The sequence below is a fragment of the Streptomyces sp. NPDC006283 genome (assembly GCF_040613325.1).
In the GTDB taxonomy this organism is placed as follows: domain Bacteria; phylum Actinomycetota; class Actinomycetes; order Streptomycetales; family Streptomycetaceae; genus Streptomyces.
The window spans coordinates 32,823-49,061 of sequence record NZ_JBEXRZ010000013.1; the positions used below are offsets into that span (position 1 = coordinate 32,823).

12 protein-coding genes are annotated in these 16,239 nt (G+C 71.5%); 5 read left to right on the forward strand and 7 right to left on the reverse strand.

Going from position 1 to position 16,239, the window contains the following annotated elements:
• Positions 1–3 precede the first annotated feature (3 nt).
• From ABZ070_RS05010 to ABZ070_RS05020, 3 genes are read right to left on the reverse strand one after another with little or no spacing between them, the layout of a single operon-like run.
• Entirely contained in the window at positions 4–915 is a 912-nt protein-coding gene (locus tag ABZ070_RS05010; protein WP_356630017.1) for an ABC transporter ATP-binding protein, read from the reverse strand.
• Positions 912–1,820 (reverse strand): ABC transporter permease, encoded by a 909-nt coding sequence (locus ABZ070_RS05015; protein ID WP_356630019.1) that lies wholly within the window; start codon positions 1,818–1,820, stop codon positions 912–914. The genes ABZ070_RS05010 and ABZ070_RS05015 overlap by 4 nt, the downstream gene beginning before the upstream one ends.
• A complete protein-coding gene (locus ABZ070_RS05020; protein ID WP_356630076.1) occupies positions 1,817–2,779 on the reverse strand; it encodes an ABC transporter ATP-binding protein in 963 nt (320 codons plus the stop codon). Before ABZ070_RS05020 ends, ABZ070_RS05015 begins: the two co-directional genes overlap by 4 nt.
• Before the next feature lie 214 nt (positions 2,780–2,993).
• On the opposite strand from ABZ070_RS05020, the gene ABZ070_RS05025 reads away from it, so the two are divergent.
• The 4 genes from ABZ070_RS05025 to ABZ070_RS05040 all read left to right on the forward strand — a co-directional run bounded on the left by ABZ070_RS05025 (position 2,994) and on the right by ABZ070_RS05040 (position 7,351).
• On the forward strand, positions 2,994–3,842 hold the full coding sequence (locus tag ABZ070_RS05025) for a M24 family metallopeptidase (RefSeq protein ID WP_356630021.1): 849 nt from the start codon (positions 2,994–2,996) through the stop codon (positions 3,840–3,842).
• Positions 3,839–5,626: an SDR family oxidoreductase gene (locus ABZ070_RS05030; RefSeq protein ID WP_356630023.1), complete on the forward strand. Its 1,788-nt coding sequence runs from the start codon at positions 3,839–3,841 to the stop codon at positions 5,624–5,626. The genes ABZ070_RS05025 and ABZ070_RS05030 overlap by 4 nt, the downstream gene beginning before the upstream one ends.
• Before the next feature lie 80 nt (positions 5,627–5,706).
• A complete protein-coding gene (locus tag ABZ070_RS05035) occupies positions 5,707–6,648 on the forward strand; it encodes a MerR family transcriptional regulator (protein ID WP_356630025.1) in 942 nt (313 codons plus the stop codon).
• 127 nt (positions 6,649–6,775) lie between these two features.
• Positions 6,776–7,351 (forward strand): RNA 2'-phosphotransferase, encoded by a 576-nt coding sequence (locus ABZ070_RS05040; protein ID WP_356630027.1) that lies wholly within the window; start codon positions 6,776–6,778, stop codon positions 7,349–7,351.
• Positions 7,352–7,433: 82 nt separating this feature from the next.
• On the opposite strand, the gene ABZ070_RS05045 is transcribed toward ABZ070_RS05040, so the two are convergent.
• The gene (locus tag ABZ070_RS05045) at positions 7,434–8,333 is read right to left on the reverse strand and encodes an LLM class flavin-dependent oxidoreductase (protein ID WP_356630028.1); all 900 of its coding nucleotides are present in this window, start codon (positions 8,331–8,333) and stop codon (positions 7,434–7,436) included.
• A gap of 96 nt (positions 8,334–8,429) precedes the next feature.
• Between ABZ070_RS05045 and ABZ070_RS05050 the strand changes: the two genes are divergently transcribed.
• Positions 8,430–9,299: a Cof-type HAD-IIB family hydrolase gene (locus ABZ070_RS05050; RefSeq protein ID WP_356630030.1), complete on the forward strand. Its 870-nt coding sequence runs from the start codon at positions 8,430–8,432 to the stop codon at positions 9,297–9,299.
• A gap of 111 nt (positions 9,300–9,410) precedes the next feature.
• Here the strand turns inward: ABZ070_RS05050 and ABZ070_RS05055 are convergent, their stop codons facing one another.
• From ABZ070_RS05055 to cydD, 3 genes are all read right to left on the reverse strand, one after another.
• Positions 9,411–10,454, reverse strand: coding sequence for a M23 family metallopeptidase (locus ABZ070_RS05055; protein ID WP_356630032.1), 1,044 nt, complete (start codon positions 10,452–10,454; stop codon positions 9,411–9,413).
• A 350-nt stretch (positions 10,455–10,804) separates the two neighbouring features.
• On the reverse strand, positions 10,805–12,619 hold the full coding sequence (locus tag ABZ070_RS05060; protein WP_356630034.1) for a GAF domain-containing protein: 1,815 nt from the start codon (positions 12,617–12,619) through the stop codon (positions 10,805–10,807).
• A gap of 9 nt (positions 12,620–12,628) precedes the next feature.
• Positions 12,629–16,237 (reverse strand): thiol reductant ABC exporter subunit CydD, encoded by a 3,609-nt coding sequence (gene cydD, locus ABZ070_RS05065; protein ID WP_356630036.1) that lies wholly within the window; start codon positions 16,235–16,237, stop codon positions 12,629–12,631.
• Between the last annotated feature and the right edge of the window lie 2 nt (positions 16,238–16,239).

The window sequence follows — 16,239 nt, forward strand, 5'->3', positions numbered from 1 at the left end:
CTTTCAGGCCGCTACGAGGTAGGAGAAGACCGACTCGAGGGACTCGTCGGAGGGGGAGACCGTGAGCAGCCGGATGGAGTGCTCGCGGGCGACCTTGGGAAGCAGCTCGGTGAAGCGGCCGAAGTCGACGGCCTGGACGCGCAGCGCGCCCTCCGCCAGGTCGACCTCGATGCCCGCCGTCGACGGGTCCGCGATGAGGGCCGCGGCGAGCGCCCGGTCGTCGCTGGATCGTACGAGATAGCGGTGCGGCCGGTCCGTCATGAGCCGGCGGATGCGGCGGAAGTCCCCGCTCGCCGCGTGGCGGCCGGCGACGATCACCTCGATGTGGGAAGCGAGTTGCTCGACCTCCTCGAGGATGTGCGAAGAGAACAGGACCGTGCGGCCCTCCGCACCCATGCGCCGCAGCAGGTCCATCAGCTGCATGCGCTGGCGCGGGTCCATGCCGTTGAACGGCTCGTCGAGCAGCAGCACGGACGGCTCGTGAACGAGCGCGGACGCCATCTTCACCCGCTGGCGCATGCCCTTGCTGTACGTCGAGATCTTGCGGTCCTGCGCGTACTCCATCTCGACCGTGGCGAGCGCCTTCTGGGCCTCTTCGGCGCCCAGGCCGTGCAGTTCGGCGTTGGCGACGACGAACTCGCGTCCGGTGAGGAAGTCGTACATCGCCTCGCGCTCAGGGACGATGCCGATCTGCCGGTACACCGACTCGTTGCGCCAGATCGGGGCCCCGTCGATGGTGACGGTGCCGTTGGAGGGGGCGAGAAAGCCGCCCATCATGTTGATGAGGGTGGACTTTCCGGCACCGTTGGGGCCGAGGAGGCCGGTGACGCCCGGACCGATGGTCATGGTCACGTCGTTGACGGCCACGACGTTGCCGAACCACCGCGAGGTGTTGTCAATGCTGATGGTGGTCACAGCCCGACCTTTCGGTAGCGGCGCATGAGGACGCCGTACGAACCGGCGACGAGCGCGAGGAGGACGAGCAGGTAGACCACGCCCGCCCCGGCGCCGGGGCCCTCGCCGCCAGGGAACGCGGATTCGGCACCGAGGAAGGCGGTCTGCACCCCGTCGATGAGCGTGACCGGCGAGAACAGACCGAGCCACTTGATGACCCCGGCCGACCCGGTCTCCCAGGCGATGGCCTGGACGGTGGAGACCGCGCCGTAGGTGATGGTGAGCGTCGCGATCACGGCGGCGACGCCGAATCCGCGGCGCGGCGTGAACGCGGCGAGCACCAGCCCGATCCCGCCGAAGAGGACGGACAGGAGAGCCACGGACACCATGCCCTGCGCGAAGCCCTTCGTCTGGTCGGCGAAGTCGAACTCGGCCAGCAGCGCGCCCAGATAGAGGATCACCAGCGGTGTCGCGGTGAGCACGAAGACGGCGGATGCCATGGCCGCGAACTTGGCGAGCACGTAGTCGACGCGTTCGATCGGGCGCGAGAAGTACAGCGGTACCGATTTGAAGCGCAGGTCGCGGGAGACGGACTGCGGTGCCTGGGCGGCGAGGAACAGGGCGATGAGCGCCTGCATGATGATCGCGAAGCGCGTGTACTCGACCGGCAGGTCCGACATCGTCGGTACCGAGATCGCGACCGCCACCATGATCGCGGCGACCAGGCACATGATCCCGAGCAGAATCATCGGCAGGACCTTGGACTTGGCGGATCGGCCGAGTCCGAAGGCGCCGCGCAGCGACTGCGAGTAGAGCGAGCGGCGGGCGTAGCCGCGGCCGAGGCGGGGGCCGTCGTAGTTGCGGTATCCGATGTTGTGGATCCGCGTCGTCTCGGGGGCCTGGCCGCCGTGCGTGTGGGTGCTCATCGGCTCTGCACCTCCATGGCCTGCGCGGCCTCCGGGCGGAAGACCTCCGCGATGTGATGGCGTCGCTGTTCCATCCGGACGAGCCCGAGACCGAGATCGGCGACCGTGTCGCGCACGATGTCGTACGTCTCCTCGCCGGTCGCCTCGAGGAGCAGGATGTGGCCCGCTCCGGGCAGGCCGTCCTCCGTGCGCTCGTGCAGCTGGAGCCCGGCGGCGGCGAGCGCCGCCCGGAGCGCGGCCGTACCGTCGGGGTGGGTGTCGGAGTCGGTGACCTCGACGGCGAGCGTGGTGGTGATCTGCGTGAAGTCCTTGGTGGAGCTGGAGCGCAGCAGCGTGCCACCGTCGATGACGACGACGTGGTCGCAAGTGCGCTCGAGCTCGCCGAGCAGGTGCGAGGTGACCAGGACCGAGATGCCGAAGTCGGTGTGGACGCGGCGGATCAGGCCGAGCATCTCGTCACGGCCGACCGGGTCGAGACCGTTGGTCGGCTCGTCGAGGAGGACCAGCTGCGGGTCGTGGACCAGCGCCTGGGCGAGTTTGACGCGCTGTTTCATGCCGGTCGAGTAGCCGCCGATGGGGCGGTACCGCTCCTCGTACAGACCGACATGGCGCAGGGTGTCCGCGGTGCGTTCCCGCGCTGCCGTCGGGGGGAGGCCGGACATGCGCGCCATGTGCACGACGAACTCGGTGGCCGAGACGTCGGGCGGCAGACAGTCGTGCTCGGGCATGTAGCCGACACGCTCACGGATCTCGGGGCCGCTCGTGGCGACGTCCAGTCCGAGCACGGCGGCCCGCCCCTCCGTGGCGGGGGACAGTCCCAGCAGGATCTTGATCAACGTGGACTTGCCGGCTCCGTTGGCGCCCACCAGTCCGGTCACACCGGGGCCGATGTCCAAGGAGAGCCGGTCAAGCGCGGTCACCCGGGGGAACCGCTTGCTCAGGCTTTCGGTCGCGATCACAGTCACAGTTCGAAGGTAGTGGCGCGCGGCACACCTGACGTCAGCCTCGCGGCTCTATCCGTCTCCGACTCAAGAGGTACAGGCCCGTAGGGGCAAGGCGACCGAAGTGCACGGCGTCCCCGGGTTGTGCACACCCCTTGACGCAGCCGCCGGGCATTGTCACATTCATCAGTGTCAGGTTACGGCTCGTATCGCGCGGGAGACGGACGGTGGCATGGCCTCAGCAGTGACAGCCGAGCGGGCCGCGGAGCTGCGCGGTTTCCGAGACGTCCAGCGCCTGGCTTACGAGTGCGCGGAAGCCGTCGCGGCCCAGCTGAAGCCCGGTGTGACCGAGCGCGGGGCGGCGCGGATGCAGCGGGAGTGGCTGCGCGAGCGCGGAGTGCGGGACTGGTTCCATCTCCCCTTCGCCTGGTTCGGGGACCGCACGGCGTTCACGGACTTCCGGTCACCTCTGCAGTTCTTCCCGACCGACCGTGTCCTGGAGGCGGGGATGCCGTTCATCCTGGACATGGCGCCGGTCCTGGGTGGCTGCACCGCGGACATCGGCTACTCGGGCTGCCTCGGCCCGAGCCCCCTCCACGACAAGCTGCTCGCCGATCTCGAGGCGCACCGTGAGCTGATCCTGCGCGAAGTGCGGGAACGCCGGCCGCTGCGCGAGATCTACGGAAGCGTGGACCGGCTGATGGCCCGCCAGGGGTACGCCAACAGGCACCGCGCCTACCCGTTCGGAGTGATCGCCCACAAGATCGACCGGGTACGGGACCGCCGCTGGTCTCCGAGCCTCTTCGGATTCGGCACCCAGGCACTGAAGGGCCTCGCGAGGGACGCGCTGCACGGCCACCGCGAGGGCTGGTCCCCGCTGTGGAGTCCCTACAAGTTCTCCGACCATCCGCCCCGGCCGGGGCTGTGGGCGGTCGAACCGCACCTCGGGTTCCGGGGTACGGGCGCGAAGTTCGAGGAGATCCTGGTCGTCACCGACTCCAAGGACCCCGAGCAGAGCGCTTTCTGGCTGGACGACGATCTGCCGCATGTGCGGCGTTGGGCACAGGAGAGGAACCGGTGAGCGTGGGAGCACTGTCGGGGGCGCGCGAGCGACGGGTCCGTACGGGAGGAATCGAGCTGTGCGTCGCCGAACTGGGCGACGAGGCACAGCCGACCGTGGTGCTGGTCCACGGGTATCCGGACAGCAAGGAGGTCTGGTCCGAGGTCGCGGGCCGGCTGGCGGACCGCTTCCATGTGGTGTTGTACGACGTCCGGGGACACGGCCGCTCCACGGCGCCGACCCCGCTGCGCGGCGGCTTCACCCTGGAGAAACTGACGGACGACTTCCTGGCGGTGGCCGACGCGGTGAGCCCCGACCGGCCCGTGCACCTCGTCGGCCACGACTGGGGGTCCGTGCAGGCCTGGGAGTTCGCCACGGTCGCGCGTACAGAGGGCCGCATCGCCTCCTTCACCTCCATGTCCGGCCCGTCGCTGGACCACTTCGGACACTGGATCAAGCGGCGGATGAGCCGCCCCACCCCGCGCAGGGTCGGACAACTCCTCGGGCAGGGCGCGAAGTCCTGGTACGTGTACATGCTGCACACACCGGTGCTGCCCGAGCTGGTCTGGCGAGGCCCGCTCGGCAAACGCTGGCCGAAGATTCTTCAGCGCCTCGAGAAGGTGCCCGCGGGCGGATATCCGACGGCTTCGCTGCCTCAGGACGCCGCCCACGGCGCATGGCTCTACCGGGACAACGTCCGGGCCCGGCTGCGCCGCCCCCGCACCGATGCCTACGCCCACGTGCCCGTCCAGCTGATCACCCCGACCGGTGACGCGTTCCTGTCCGAGCGGCTCTACGACGACCTGGGCGAATGGGTGCCCCGGCTGACCCGCCGGTCCGTGGTCGCCAAGCACTGGGTGCCGCGGACACGGCCGGACCAACTCTCCTCATGGATCGCGGAGTTCGTGGACGCACACGAGGGAGGACCGAGCAGGCCGGCGGGGCCGGGGCCGACGGCGAAGCCGGCCGCCGGGGTGTACGCGCAGCGGTTCGGCGGACAGCTCGTCCTGGTGACGGGCGCGGCGAGCGGCATCGGACGGGCCACGGCGTTCGCCTTCGCGGAGGCCGGGGCGCGCATCGTGGCCGTGGACCGGAACGCGGAGGGCGCCGCCAGGACGGCGGAGATGTGCGGGCTCATCGGCGCCCAGGACGCCTGGGGCGAAGTGGTCGACGTCAGCGACGAGCAGGCCATGGAGAAACTGGCCGAGAAGGTCGCCGCCGAGTACGGCATCGTCGATGTGCTGGTCAACAACGCCGGGATCGGACTGTCGGGCACCTTCCTGGACACCAGCTCGGAGGACTGGAAGAAGGTCCTCGACGTCAATCTGTGGGGCGTGATCCACGGCTGCCGGATCTTCGGCGGACAGATGGCGGAGCGCGGCCAGGGCGGCCACATCGTCAACACCGCCTCGGCCGCCGCCTATCTGCCGTCCAGGACCCTGCCCGCGTACAGCACGTCCAAGGCGGCGGTGCTGATGCTCAGCGAATGCCTGCGGGCCGAGCTGGCCGGCCGCGACATCGGCGTCACCGCGATCTGCCCCGGCATCATCAACACCGGCATCACCTCCACTGCCCGCTTCGCCGGAGTGGACGAGATGGAGGAGAAGCGGCGGCAGAAGAAGGCGGCCCGCCTGTACGGGCTGCGCAACTACCCTCCGGAGAAGGTCGCCGACGCGATCCTGCGGGCGGTGGTGCGCAACCAGGCGGTCGTGCCGGTCACCCCCGAAGCCAGGGGCGCGCACTTCATGTCACGGTTCATGCCGGGGGCGCTGCGCGCGTTGACCAGGCTCGAGCCGAGGCTGTGAGCAGCGCAACCGGCCGTCATGGAGGGAGCGGAGAGCCGCGGCTGTGAGCAGCGCAGCCGGCCGTCGTGAAGGGAGCGAATGTGTCCGAGCAGTCAACAGCCGAGTACCGGATCGAGGACCTGGCCCACCACAGCGGCGCCACGGTCCGCACGATCCGGGCCTATCAGGACCGAGGGCTGCTCCCCAAGCCCGAGCGGCGGGGCCGTTCCAACGTGTACGGCTCCGCGCACCTCACCCGTCTGCGCCAGATCGCCGATCTCCTCGAGCGGGGCTACACCCTCGCCTCGATCAAGGAGCTGCTGGACGCCTGGGACACCGGCCGCGGCCTGGGCGGTGTGCTCGGACTCGTGGCCGAGGTGCAGGGGCCGTGGACCGACGAGGAGGCAACCAGGATCTCCCGGAAGGAACTGGAGCGCAGGTTCGGCGGTGCACCCGACGAGGACGCCTTCGCCGACGCGGTGGAGCTCGGCGTACTGGAACCGATTCCCGGGCGTGAGGACGAGTTCCTTGTCCCGAGCCCCCAAGAACTGTCGGTGGCGGCCGAGTTGCACTCGGCGGGCGTACCACTGACGGCGATTTCCGGGCATCTGAGGGAGGTTCGGGAGCAAGTGGAACATATCGCTTCCCGATTCCTGGAGTTCACCACCGAGCATGTCTTCGCCCGCTTTCTCGAACACGGACCGCCGACCGACGACGACGCGGCAGAAGCGGCGGCTCTCGTGCGACGGCTTCGCCCCCTCGCCCGACAGACGCTCGACGCCGAACTGGCGCGCGCCATGCAGACGTTCGCCACCCTGCACCTGCAGCAGCACCTCATGGCCGACGGGCCGCCTCCCGCCGAGGAAAGGCCCACAACGGCCACCCTGCCGGCAGAGACAATGCGCGCTGTACGCGGTCTGGTTGGTGCGGACAATGCAGACGCCTTCGTCCAAGCAGCCACCGAAAGAGAGCTGCACGCCAGGACGTTGGACGACCTGGCGGCAACGCACCGCAGGAACAGACACATTGGGCAAAAGGACTAAAAGTCATGGGCGTTGTCCACAGAGTCGCCAATTCGCCTGTGGATAAGGCGAGTTGGTTGTGGATCAAACCTTCGAGCTGAAATTTTTTGAGTGGCGTCGCCGACATCCGACCCGGCACGCTGACCCCATGAACGCAGGACCCGCCGACACGCCCCCCGACGAGAGGCGCACCGTCAAGGTGTCGAAGTACCTCTCGAAGCATCTTCGCCACCAACCCGACCGCATCGGCATCACCCTCGACGCGAACGGCTGGGTGCGCATCGACGAGCTGATGCGGGCCGCGGCCGAGCACGGCTTCCGGATCACCCGGGCCGAGCTCGACCACGTCGTCGCGGTCAACGACAAACGGCGCTTCACGATCGACGGCGACCGCATCCGCGCCAACCAGGGCCACACCGTCGAGGTCGACCTCGCCCTGCCTGCGGCGGAGCCTCCCGAGTACCTGTACCACGGGACCGTCGCCCGCAGCCTGGACGCGATCCGCGCCGAAGGCCTGCAGCCCATGAACCGTCACGACGTACACCTGTCGCCCGACCGGGAGACCGCGACGCGCGTCGGTGCGCGCCGCGGCAAGCCGGTCGTCCTCCCCGTGCACGCGGGCGCGCTCCACCGGGCGGGCCATATCTTCCGGGTGAGCGCCAACGGCGTCTGGCTCACCGACTCCGTGCCCCCGGAATTCATCCGCTTCCCCGGGGACCGGTAGACCACCGGCCCGGCCGCCGGGCTCGCGCGCCGCCGGCGGCCCGGCTGATCCCCCCACCGGGCCCGCGCGCCGCGGGCGGCCCTCAGCCGCCGAGCTGGGCCAGGCCCTCGGTCGCGATCTGCTCGAAGACGGCCTGATCGGCCGCGAAGTCGGAGTCGGGGATGGGGGCGTGGATCGCGATCTCGGTGAAGCCGAGTTCGAAGTGCCTGCCCGCGAAGTCCACGAACGCGTCCAGCGACTCGAGCGGTCGGCCGCGGTCCGGCGTGAATCCGGTGAGCAGGATCTTGTCCAGCTCACCGACGCTCCTGCCGCTGTCGGCACACGCCTTGGCGAGTTTGTCGATCTGCCCGCGGATGGCGTCGCGGGACTGTTCGGGCGTGCCCGTCTCGAAAAGCTTCGGGTCGCCGGTGGTCACCCAGGCCTGCCCGTACCGCGCCGCGAGCTTCAGCCCGCGCGGGCCGGTCGCGGCGACCGCGAACGGCAGTCGCGGCCGCTGCACGCACCCGGGGATGTTGCGCGCCTTGACCGCGGAGTAGAAGGCGCCTTCCTGCGTCACGGAGTCCTCGGTCAGCAGCCGGTCGAGCAGCGGGACGAACTCGGCGAACCGGTCGGCGCGTTCCCGCGGTGTCCAGGCCTCTTGGCCGAGCGCCGTGGCGTCGAAACCCACACCGCCCGCGCCGATGCCCAGCGTGATCCGCCCACCCGAAATGTCGTCCAGGGAGATCAGCTCCTTGGCCAGGGTCACCGGATGCCGGAAGTTGGGGGACGTGACGAGCGTGCCGAGGCGCAGTCGCTCGGTCGCCGTGGCGGCGGCCGTCAGTGTCGGCACCGCGCCGTACCAGGGGCCGTCGCGGAAGGTCCGCCACGACAAGTGGTCGTACGTGTACGCGGTGTGGAAACCGAGCTGTTCGGCGCGCAGCCACTCGTCGCGGCCGCCACGCCGCCAGGGACGGACAGGAAGAATCACGGTGCTCAGACGCATGCCTTCGAGCGTACGTGCCCGAGCGGTCCCCGATGCCGTCCACTCACATGTGCGCCCTCTCGCACGCCCGTGCACACGGTACGGGAGAATGAATCTGTGACCTCAGCTACCGATCCTCACCGCCTGCCCCTCACCACGCCCCGGCTGATCGCCACCGACCTCGACGGAACGCTGCTGCGGGACGACAAGTCGGTCTCCGACCGGACGATCGCCGCACTCGCAGCCGCGGAGGAGGCCGGGATAGAGGTCTTCTTCGTCACCGGCAGGCCGGCCCGCTGGATGGACGTCGTCAGCGACCACGTCCACGGCCACGGCCTCGCGATCTGTGCGAACGGCGCGGCGGTGGTGGATCTGCACTCAGGCGGGAGGCTGCTGGAGGTCCGCGATCTGCCCCGGGCGACCGCCATGGATGTCGTACGGACGTTGCGCACCGCCGCGCCCGGCACCTCGTTCGCGGTCGAGCTGACCACCGGCATCCACTACGAGCCGGACTATCCGCCCTTCCATCTCGACCCGGGCGCCACCGTCGCCACGGCGGAGAAGCTCCTCCACGAGGAGCAGCCGGGCGAAGGCGCCCCCGTGATCAAGCTGCTCGCCCACCACCCCGACCTGGTGCCCGACAGCTTCCTCACCCTGGCCCGTACCGCGGCGGGTGAGCTCGCGTCGTTCACCCGCTCCAGTCCGACGGCGCTGCTGGAGGTCAGCGGCCTGGGTGTGAGCAAGGCGAGCACCCTCGCGCTCTGCTGCGCACAGCGCGGCATCTCCGCCGACGAGGTCGTGGCGTTCGGTGACATGCCCAACGACGTGGAGATGCTGACCTGGGCGGGTACCTCCTACGCGATGGGCAACGCGCACCCGGATGTGATCGCGGCCGCGTCCGGGCGGACGGTCGCCAACAACGAGGACGGCGTCGCCGTCGTCATCGAGCAGATCCTCGCCCGCCGGCTGCAAGAGCGCCGGGTCTGACCCGCACGACGCCGGCCGCGCCGGTGTCGCGGCCGTCCTGCATCAGGTGCGGCCGGGCCGACAGGCCCGGCGCTGACGGGCCTGGCGCCGACGGGCCCGGCGCCGACGGGCTCACAGAGTGACGCCGCGTTCGCGCAGCCAGGCCACCGGATCCACCCCCGACCCCAGATAGGGCGTGAGCCGCGCCTCGAAATGCAGGTGCGGCCCCGTCGAGTTGCCCGTCGTACCCGCCTGGCCGATCCACTGGCCGGTGCGCACCTGCTGGCCCTGGTCGACGGCGACGGACGCCAGGTGCGCGTACTGGGTGTAGTAACCGTCCGTGTGCGCCACGACGACCTGCATGCCGAAACCGCCGCCGCAGGAGACGCTGACGACCCGCCCGGCCCCGACCGACCGCACCAGAGCGCCGATTCCGAGGGCGAAGTCCTGGCCCGTGTGCCGATGCGCCCAGAGCGCGCCCACGCTGTCGAAGCCCGCGGACAATGCGTAGTGCTCCACCGGCGCCACCCACTCGGGGCCCGCGGGCGGTGCCGGCTTCTCGGGCCGCACGGCACCGGCGCACTTGCCCGCCGCCGCACTGCGGTCCGCCTCCGCCTGCAGCTCCCACTGCGCGGCCTCGAGCTTGGACTCGATACCCCGTTTGACGGCCGCCAGCCGCGCGTGGCGTACGGCGAGATCGTGCCATGCGGCGGTGGCCTCCTCCTCTGCCGCCCGGAGTTCCCGCTCGGCCTTCCGCGCCCGGGCGAGCAATCGGCTCACCGCCTGTTCGGCCTGCCCGGCGATGCGGAAGCCGCGCAGCAGGGCGTCGGGGTCGTCGACGAGCAGAAGGCGGCCGACGAAGGCGAGCGAGCCGCCGGTCCGGTACTGCTCCCGCGCGACGGCTCCGACGGCGTCGTGGATCGTGCCGCGGCGTTGCCGCTCCTGCGCCAGCCTGTCCTGAAGACGGTCGGCAACGGCGCGCTGCCGGTCGGCCGCACGCTTTCCCCGCTCGTACTGCTCCGTCGCCTTGGCCACGTCCTCGTAGAGCCGTGTCACAGCGATGCCGGTGGGCGGCGCCGGCGCGTCGTTCGCCACGGCGGAGGGCACCGGCGCACCGAGAAGCGCGCACAGCACCACCGGGATGATCAGCAGCCGGTCGCGGTGTCTCAAGCACATCCAGGGATCGTCGCCCGGGATCGACGGGATCTCGGGGACCGGTGCGGTGTCGTGGGGCCACCTGGCCCAGTTACCGCCGCAACTCGGGGGACAAAGCCCGGCGGCCGCCACGACCCCGGACCGAACGGCGGGGCGGGCTGGGCGGGGCCGGACGGCGGGGGGCCCGGCAGGCTCGGCGGCCGCTACGACCCCGCACCGGGCGGCGGGGCAGGCCCGGCGGGCCCGGCGGGCACTACGACCCCGGACCGGAAGGCGCGGCAGACCCGGCAGACCCGGCGGGCACTACGACCCCGGACCGGAAGGCGCGGCAGACCCGGCCGGGCCGGCGGGGCCGGAAGGCACGTCGGGCACTACGAGCCAGGACCCGAAGGCGTGGCAGGCGGGGCGGGGCCGGAAGGCACGTCGGGCCCGGACCGCAATGGCACCTCCCATGACACCGTGGTCCCTGCGCCGTCCTCCCCGATGCCCGGCCCGCACTCGCTCGATCCGCCCAGCGACTCGGCCCGCCGTGCGAGATTCCGCAGCCCGCTGCGCCGGCCGCCGGCCGGAAGGCCGATCCCGTCGTCCGCGACCGTCAGCCGTACCCCGGCTGTGCCGTCCGGGAGCTTCGTGGTGGCGTCGACGACCACCTCGATGTCTGAGGCACCCGCGTGCCGGAAGGCATTGGACAGCGCCTCGCGCAGTGCCGCGATCAGGTTCTTGCCGGCGAGTTCGCCGACCGCCGAGTCGACCGGTCCGACAAAGCGGTGGGCGGGCCGGAAGCCGAGGGGGACAGCCGCCGTGTTGATCTCCCGCATCACGCGCGTGCGCAGGCCCGACGGCGCCTCGGCCGGGCCCTGTTGCTGGGCGAAGACGGCCGTGCGGATTTCCTGGATGGTGACGTCGAGTTCGTCGACCGCGCGCCCGACGCCGTCGCGGACGGCGGGGACATCGGACTCTCGTTGTGCGCTCTCCAGCATCACCCCGGTGGCGAACAGCCGCTGGACGACGAGGTCGTGCAGATCGCGGGCGATGCGGTCCCGGTCCGCCAGTACCGCCAGCCGCTCCCGGTCTCGCTGGGCCTGCGCCATCATCAGCGCCAGAGCGGCCTGGGAGGCGAACTGCGTGGCCAGCGTGCGCTCGGCTTCCGTGAACCGGCGTGCCCCCGCGTGCCGTGGGGTGGCGAGTGCGCCCAGCACCCGGCCACCGCTGTGCAGGGGCAGCAGCATGCTGGGCCCGTACTGCCTCGCCACCCTGCTGAGCAGCCGTGGATCGCTGGCCGCGTCCGTGACGAACACCGCTTCCCCTGCCAGCAGTCGGGCGACGACAGGGCTGTCCGCGGGCACCTCCACACCGAGCGACGCGGCCGGCTGGTCGGCGGCGACGGCCACGACTTCGAGGCCGCCTTCCGGCGTGGTGAGCAGCACGATCCCGGCGGCCGACTCGGCAAGTCGGCGCGCCTGTTCGGCGACGACGAGGAGCGCTTCGTCCGCGTCGCCGCCGGAGAGCAGGGCGGTCGTGACGGCCACGGAACCGTCGATCCACCGCTCGCGCCGCCGTGCGGCCTCGTAGAGCCGGGCATTGCCGATGGCGATCCCGGCCTCCGCGGCGAGCACCCGCACCATGTGGAGGTCGTCGACGCCGAAGGGGCCGCCGCCTGCCTTCTCCGCGAGGTAGAGGTTGCCGAAAACCTCCCCCTGCACTCGGACGGGCACGCCGAGGAAGGAGCGCATCGGCGGGTGGCCCGGAGGGAATCCGGCGAAGCGCGGATCGGTCGTCAGGTCGGAGAGCCGTATCGGCACCGGGTCGCGGATCAGCGCGCCGAGCAGTCCCCGCCGCCCGTCGGGACGGCGCCCGATACGCCGGACCACTTCCTCGCTCACGCCCGACGCCACGAAGTCGGCCAGGCCTTCCCCCTCGGGGTCGACGACGCCAATCGCGGCATAGTGCGCGTCCGCCAGGTCCGCGGCCGTCCGGCAGATCCGGTCGAGCGTGGCGTGCAGCTCGAGCCCGGTGCCGACCGTCCGCATGCACTCCAGAAGCTGCGGCACCCGAGCGGTGACGCCGGCGGACGGGCCCGGGAGGCCACCCGCCTCCCCAGCGGTGACGCCGGCGGACGGGCCCGGGAGGCCACCCGCCTCCCGGGCTGCGGCGTCGAGCGGACCCTCCGGTTCGGACGCGTTCATGCCCCGAGACTAAGTAGTCCCATTTGACAGGGAAAGTCGGGTGTCGAGCTGGTCCGCGGCCCGCTCCCCCTGCAGCATGCTCCGCAGTGGCCCCTCCACCACGGCGAGGTCTTCGTACGCACCTCGCTGCACGACCCGCCCCGCGTCCAGGACAACGATCTCGTCGACCGTCTCCAGACCGCGCAGCCGATGCGTGATCAGCACGACGGCGGGCGCGGGCCCCGCCGCCTCGCACTGCGCGTCCGTGCCGGTGCCTCGCCCTGCAGCCCGCGCCGCGGCCGCCCGGCTCTCGGTCGCCGTCAGCAGATCGGCGGTGAGCGCGTCGGCCGTCGCCAGGTCAAGATGCTCGGCGGGCTCGTCCAGCACCAGGACCGGGAATCCGGCGAGCAGTGCCCGCGCCAGGGCGAGCCTCCGGCGCTGGCCTCCCGACAGCTGGGCGCCGTGCTCACCGACGAGTGTGTCGAGACCGTCAGGAAGGCCGTCGACCCACTCCAGCAGCCGGGCCTCGTCGAGAGCCCGCCGCAGCTCCTCCCGCGTCGCGTCCGGCCGGGCGATCCGCAGGTTCTCCCGAACGGAGCTGTCGAAGAGATGGGCGTCCTGGGCACACAGCCCGACGAACCGCCGCACCGCGTCACCGTCCATCGACGCCGCGGGCACACCGCCGATGGTGTACATCCCCTCGCCGCAGTCCAGGAACCGGAGCATCACCTGCGCGAGCGTCGTCTTGCCCGAGCCCGAGACCCCCACGACCGCGACCCGCTTCCCCGGGGTCAGCGTCAGGTCGAAGCCGCTCAGCGCGTCCCGTTCCTGGTCCGGGTAGCGGGCGCCGACCCCGCGCAGCTCCAGGGGGAAAGCCGTCTCGGGGAGAGCAGCCGGCCGCTCCGGCTCCCGCACGAGCACAGGGGCGTCGAGCACCTCGTACACCCGCTCCGCGCTGCGCTCGACGCGCCGTCGGTACTGCACGGCGAGCGGCAGCGCGGCGACCGCTTCGAAGGCGGCCAGCGGTGTGAGCACGACGACCGCGAGGCTGACCCCGTCGAGACGGCCCGCTCGTACGGCCAGCACACCGACCAGCGCGGCACAAACCACTGTCAGACCGCAGACGAGGGCGGAGAGCCCGCCGCCGAGCGCGGTGGCGGCGGACTGCCGGGCGGCGATGCGGGTCAGGTTCCGGTCCGCCTCGCGCGTCGACGCCAGCCGCCGCGGGAGGGCACCGGCGACGGCCAGTTCAGCCGTCCCTCCGAGCAGGTCGACGATTCTGGTCGTCAGAACACCTCGGGCCGACGCGAGTTGCCGTTCCGCGCGCCGGGCGAGGATCCCGCCGGTCAGCGGTACGCCGATTCCCGCCACGAGCAGCCCCACCGCCAGGGCCACCCCTGCCTCCGGCAGCAGCCAGGCCGTGAACCCGACGGACGCCGCGCCCACGACGACGGCCGTCCCCGCGGGCAGCATCCAGCGCAGCCAGTAGTCCTGGAGGGCGTCCACATCGGCGACGAGACGGGAGAGCAGATCGCCGCGGCGGGCACGGCCCAGGCCGGCGGGCGCGATGCGTTCGAGCCGGCCGTACACAGCGACGCGCATTTCGGCGAGCGTCCGCAGCACGGCGTCGTGCGACACCAGACGTTCCGCGTACCGGAAGACGGCCCGCCCGATCCCGAACGCCCGGGTGGCCGTCACGGCCACCATCAGATGAAGTACCGGCGGCTGCTCCGAGGCCCGGGAGATCAGCCATCCGGAGACCGCCATGAGCCCCACGGCCGAGCCGAGGGCGAGGCTGCCCAGCAGAAGGGCCAGGCCGAGGCGCCCCCGGAGGTGGTCCGCAGCGGCGCGCACCCGCACCAGCGGCGACCGTCCGCTGCGGACCGGAGCGTTTCGGGGAGCCGCCGGCTCAACGCCTGTCTCCGGTATCGCCTCCGCACCGGGGTTCGTCCGCGTCGTCCGGTCCGTCACATGTGCTTCGGTCGGCCTGGTGTCCGTTGTCGCGGCCGGGCGGGTGAGAGTGACGACGCGGTCCGCCACGGCCAGCAGGGCGGGCCGGTGGACCACCAGCAGCACCGTCCGGCCCCGAGCCAGTCGGCCCACCGCTTCGACGATGTCCGCCTCGGTCGCTCCGTCCAGCGCGGCTGTCGGCTCGTCCAGCAGCAACAGCGGCCGGTCGGCGAGGAACGCCCTGGCCAGGGCGAGCCGTTGCCGCTGGCCGGCCGAGAGCCCCGAGCCGTCCTCGCCGATCGGCGTGTCCATGCCTCGGCGGAGCGCGGCGACGAAGTCGTACGCCCCTGCCGCCCGCAGCGCTTCCCGCACCGCCGCGTCGTCCGCGTCCGGGCGGGCGAGCCGTACGTTCTCCGCGATCGTTCCGGCGAAGAGATACGGGGTCTGCGGCACCCAGGCGATCCGGTCCCGCCAGCGGTGGACATCCAGCTCGGCCAGGTCGGTTCCGCCCACCCGTACGTGCCCCTCGGCCGGCTCCACGAAGCCGAGCAGGACGTCCAGCAGCGTGGACTTCCCGACCCCGCTCTCCCCGACGAGCGCGACCGTCTCGCCGGGCTCCACCACCAGCGAGACCGAGTCCAGCGATGCCTCGTCTCGGCCCTTGTGCCGAACGGTCACCGCGTCCAGCTCCAGCCGGAGCGTCTCGGGCACCGGGCGTTCGCCGGATTTCCGCGGAGCCGTCTCGAGGACCTCGAAGATCTCCTGTGCCGCGGAGAGCCCCTCCGCCGCGGCGTGGAACTGCGCCCCCACCTGCCGGAGCGGCAGATAGGCCTCCGGCGCGAGGATCAGGATCACCAGCCCGGTGTACAGATCCAGATCACCATGGACCAACCGCATGCCGATTCCCACGGCCACCAGAGCAACCGAGAGGGTCGACAGCAGCTCCAGGGCGAACGACGACAGGAACGCGATCCGCAGCGTGCGCAGGGTCGCCTGCCGGTACTGGGAGGTGATGGCTCGAATCGAGTCCGCCTGCGCCTTCGCCCGCCCGAAGACCTTCAGCGTGGGCAGGCCCGCGACGACGTCGAGGAAGTGACCGGAGAGCCGGGACAGCAGACGCCACTGCCGGTCCATGCGTGACTGCGTGGCCCACCCGATGAGCACCATGAAGACCGGAATCAGCGGCAGGGTCAGCACGATGACCGCGGCCGAGATCCAGTCCTCCGTGACGATCCGGGCGAGCACCGCGACCGGCACCACCACCGCGAGTCCGAGCTGCGGCAGGTACCGCGCGAAGTAGTCGTCCAGCGCGTCCACGCCCCAGGTGGCAAGCGCGACGAGCGTTCCGGTGCGTTGCCCGCTCAGCCGGCCCGGCCCCAGTTCGGCCGCCCGCTCCAGCAGCCGTCGTCGGAGCTCCGACTTCACGGCGGCGCTCGCCCGATGTGCGGCGAGCTCGGTCAGCCAGGAGACGGCCGCCCGCCCGACCGCCACCGCCGCCAGCAGCGCAAGCGGGGTGGACAGGTCGGAGGCGGACAGGCCGCGCTGGAAGGCCCCGACGACCACCTCGGCGATGAGCATCGCCTGGGCGATGACCAGTGCCGCTCCGGCGAGCCCGAGCACCACTACGGCGGCCAGGAAGATCCGGGTGGCCCGCGCGTACCGGAGCAGGCGCGGGTCGATCGGTTTCACGT

Excerpts from the sequence above, each read along its gene's own strand:
- ABZ070_RS05045 (WP_356630028.1), bottom strand. The coding sequence starts at position 8,333 with ATGCGTCTGAGCACCGTGATTCTTCCTGTCCGTCCCTGGCGGCGTGGC.
- ABZ070_RS05025 (WP_356630021.1), top strand. The coding sequence starts at position 2,994 with ATGGCCTCAGCAGTGACAGCCGAGCGGGCCGCGGAGCTGCGCGGTTTC.
- ABZ070_RS05040 (WP_356630027.1), top strand. The coding sequence starts at position 6,776 with ATGAACGCAGGACCCGCCGACACGCCCCCCGACGAGAGGCGCACCGTC.
- ABZ070_RS05060 (WP_356630034.1), bottom strand. The coding sequence starts at position 12,619 with ATGAACGCGTCCGAACCGGAGGGTCCGCTCGACGCCGCAGCCCGGGAG.
- ABZ070_RS05055 (WP_356630032.1), bottom strand. The coding sequence starts at position 10,454 with ATGTGCTTGAGACACCGCGACCGGCTGCTGATCATCCCGGTGGTGCTG.
- ABZ070_RS05015 (WP_356630019.1), bottom strand. The coding sequence starts at position 1,820 with ATGAGCACCCACACGCACGGCGGCCAGGCCCCCGAGACGACGCGGATC.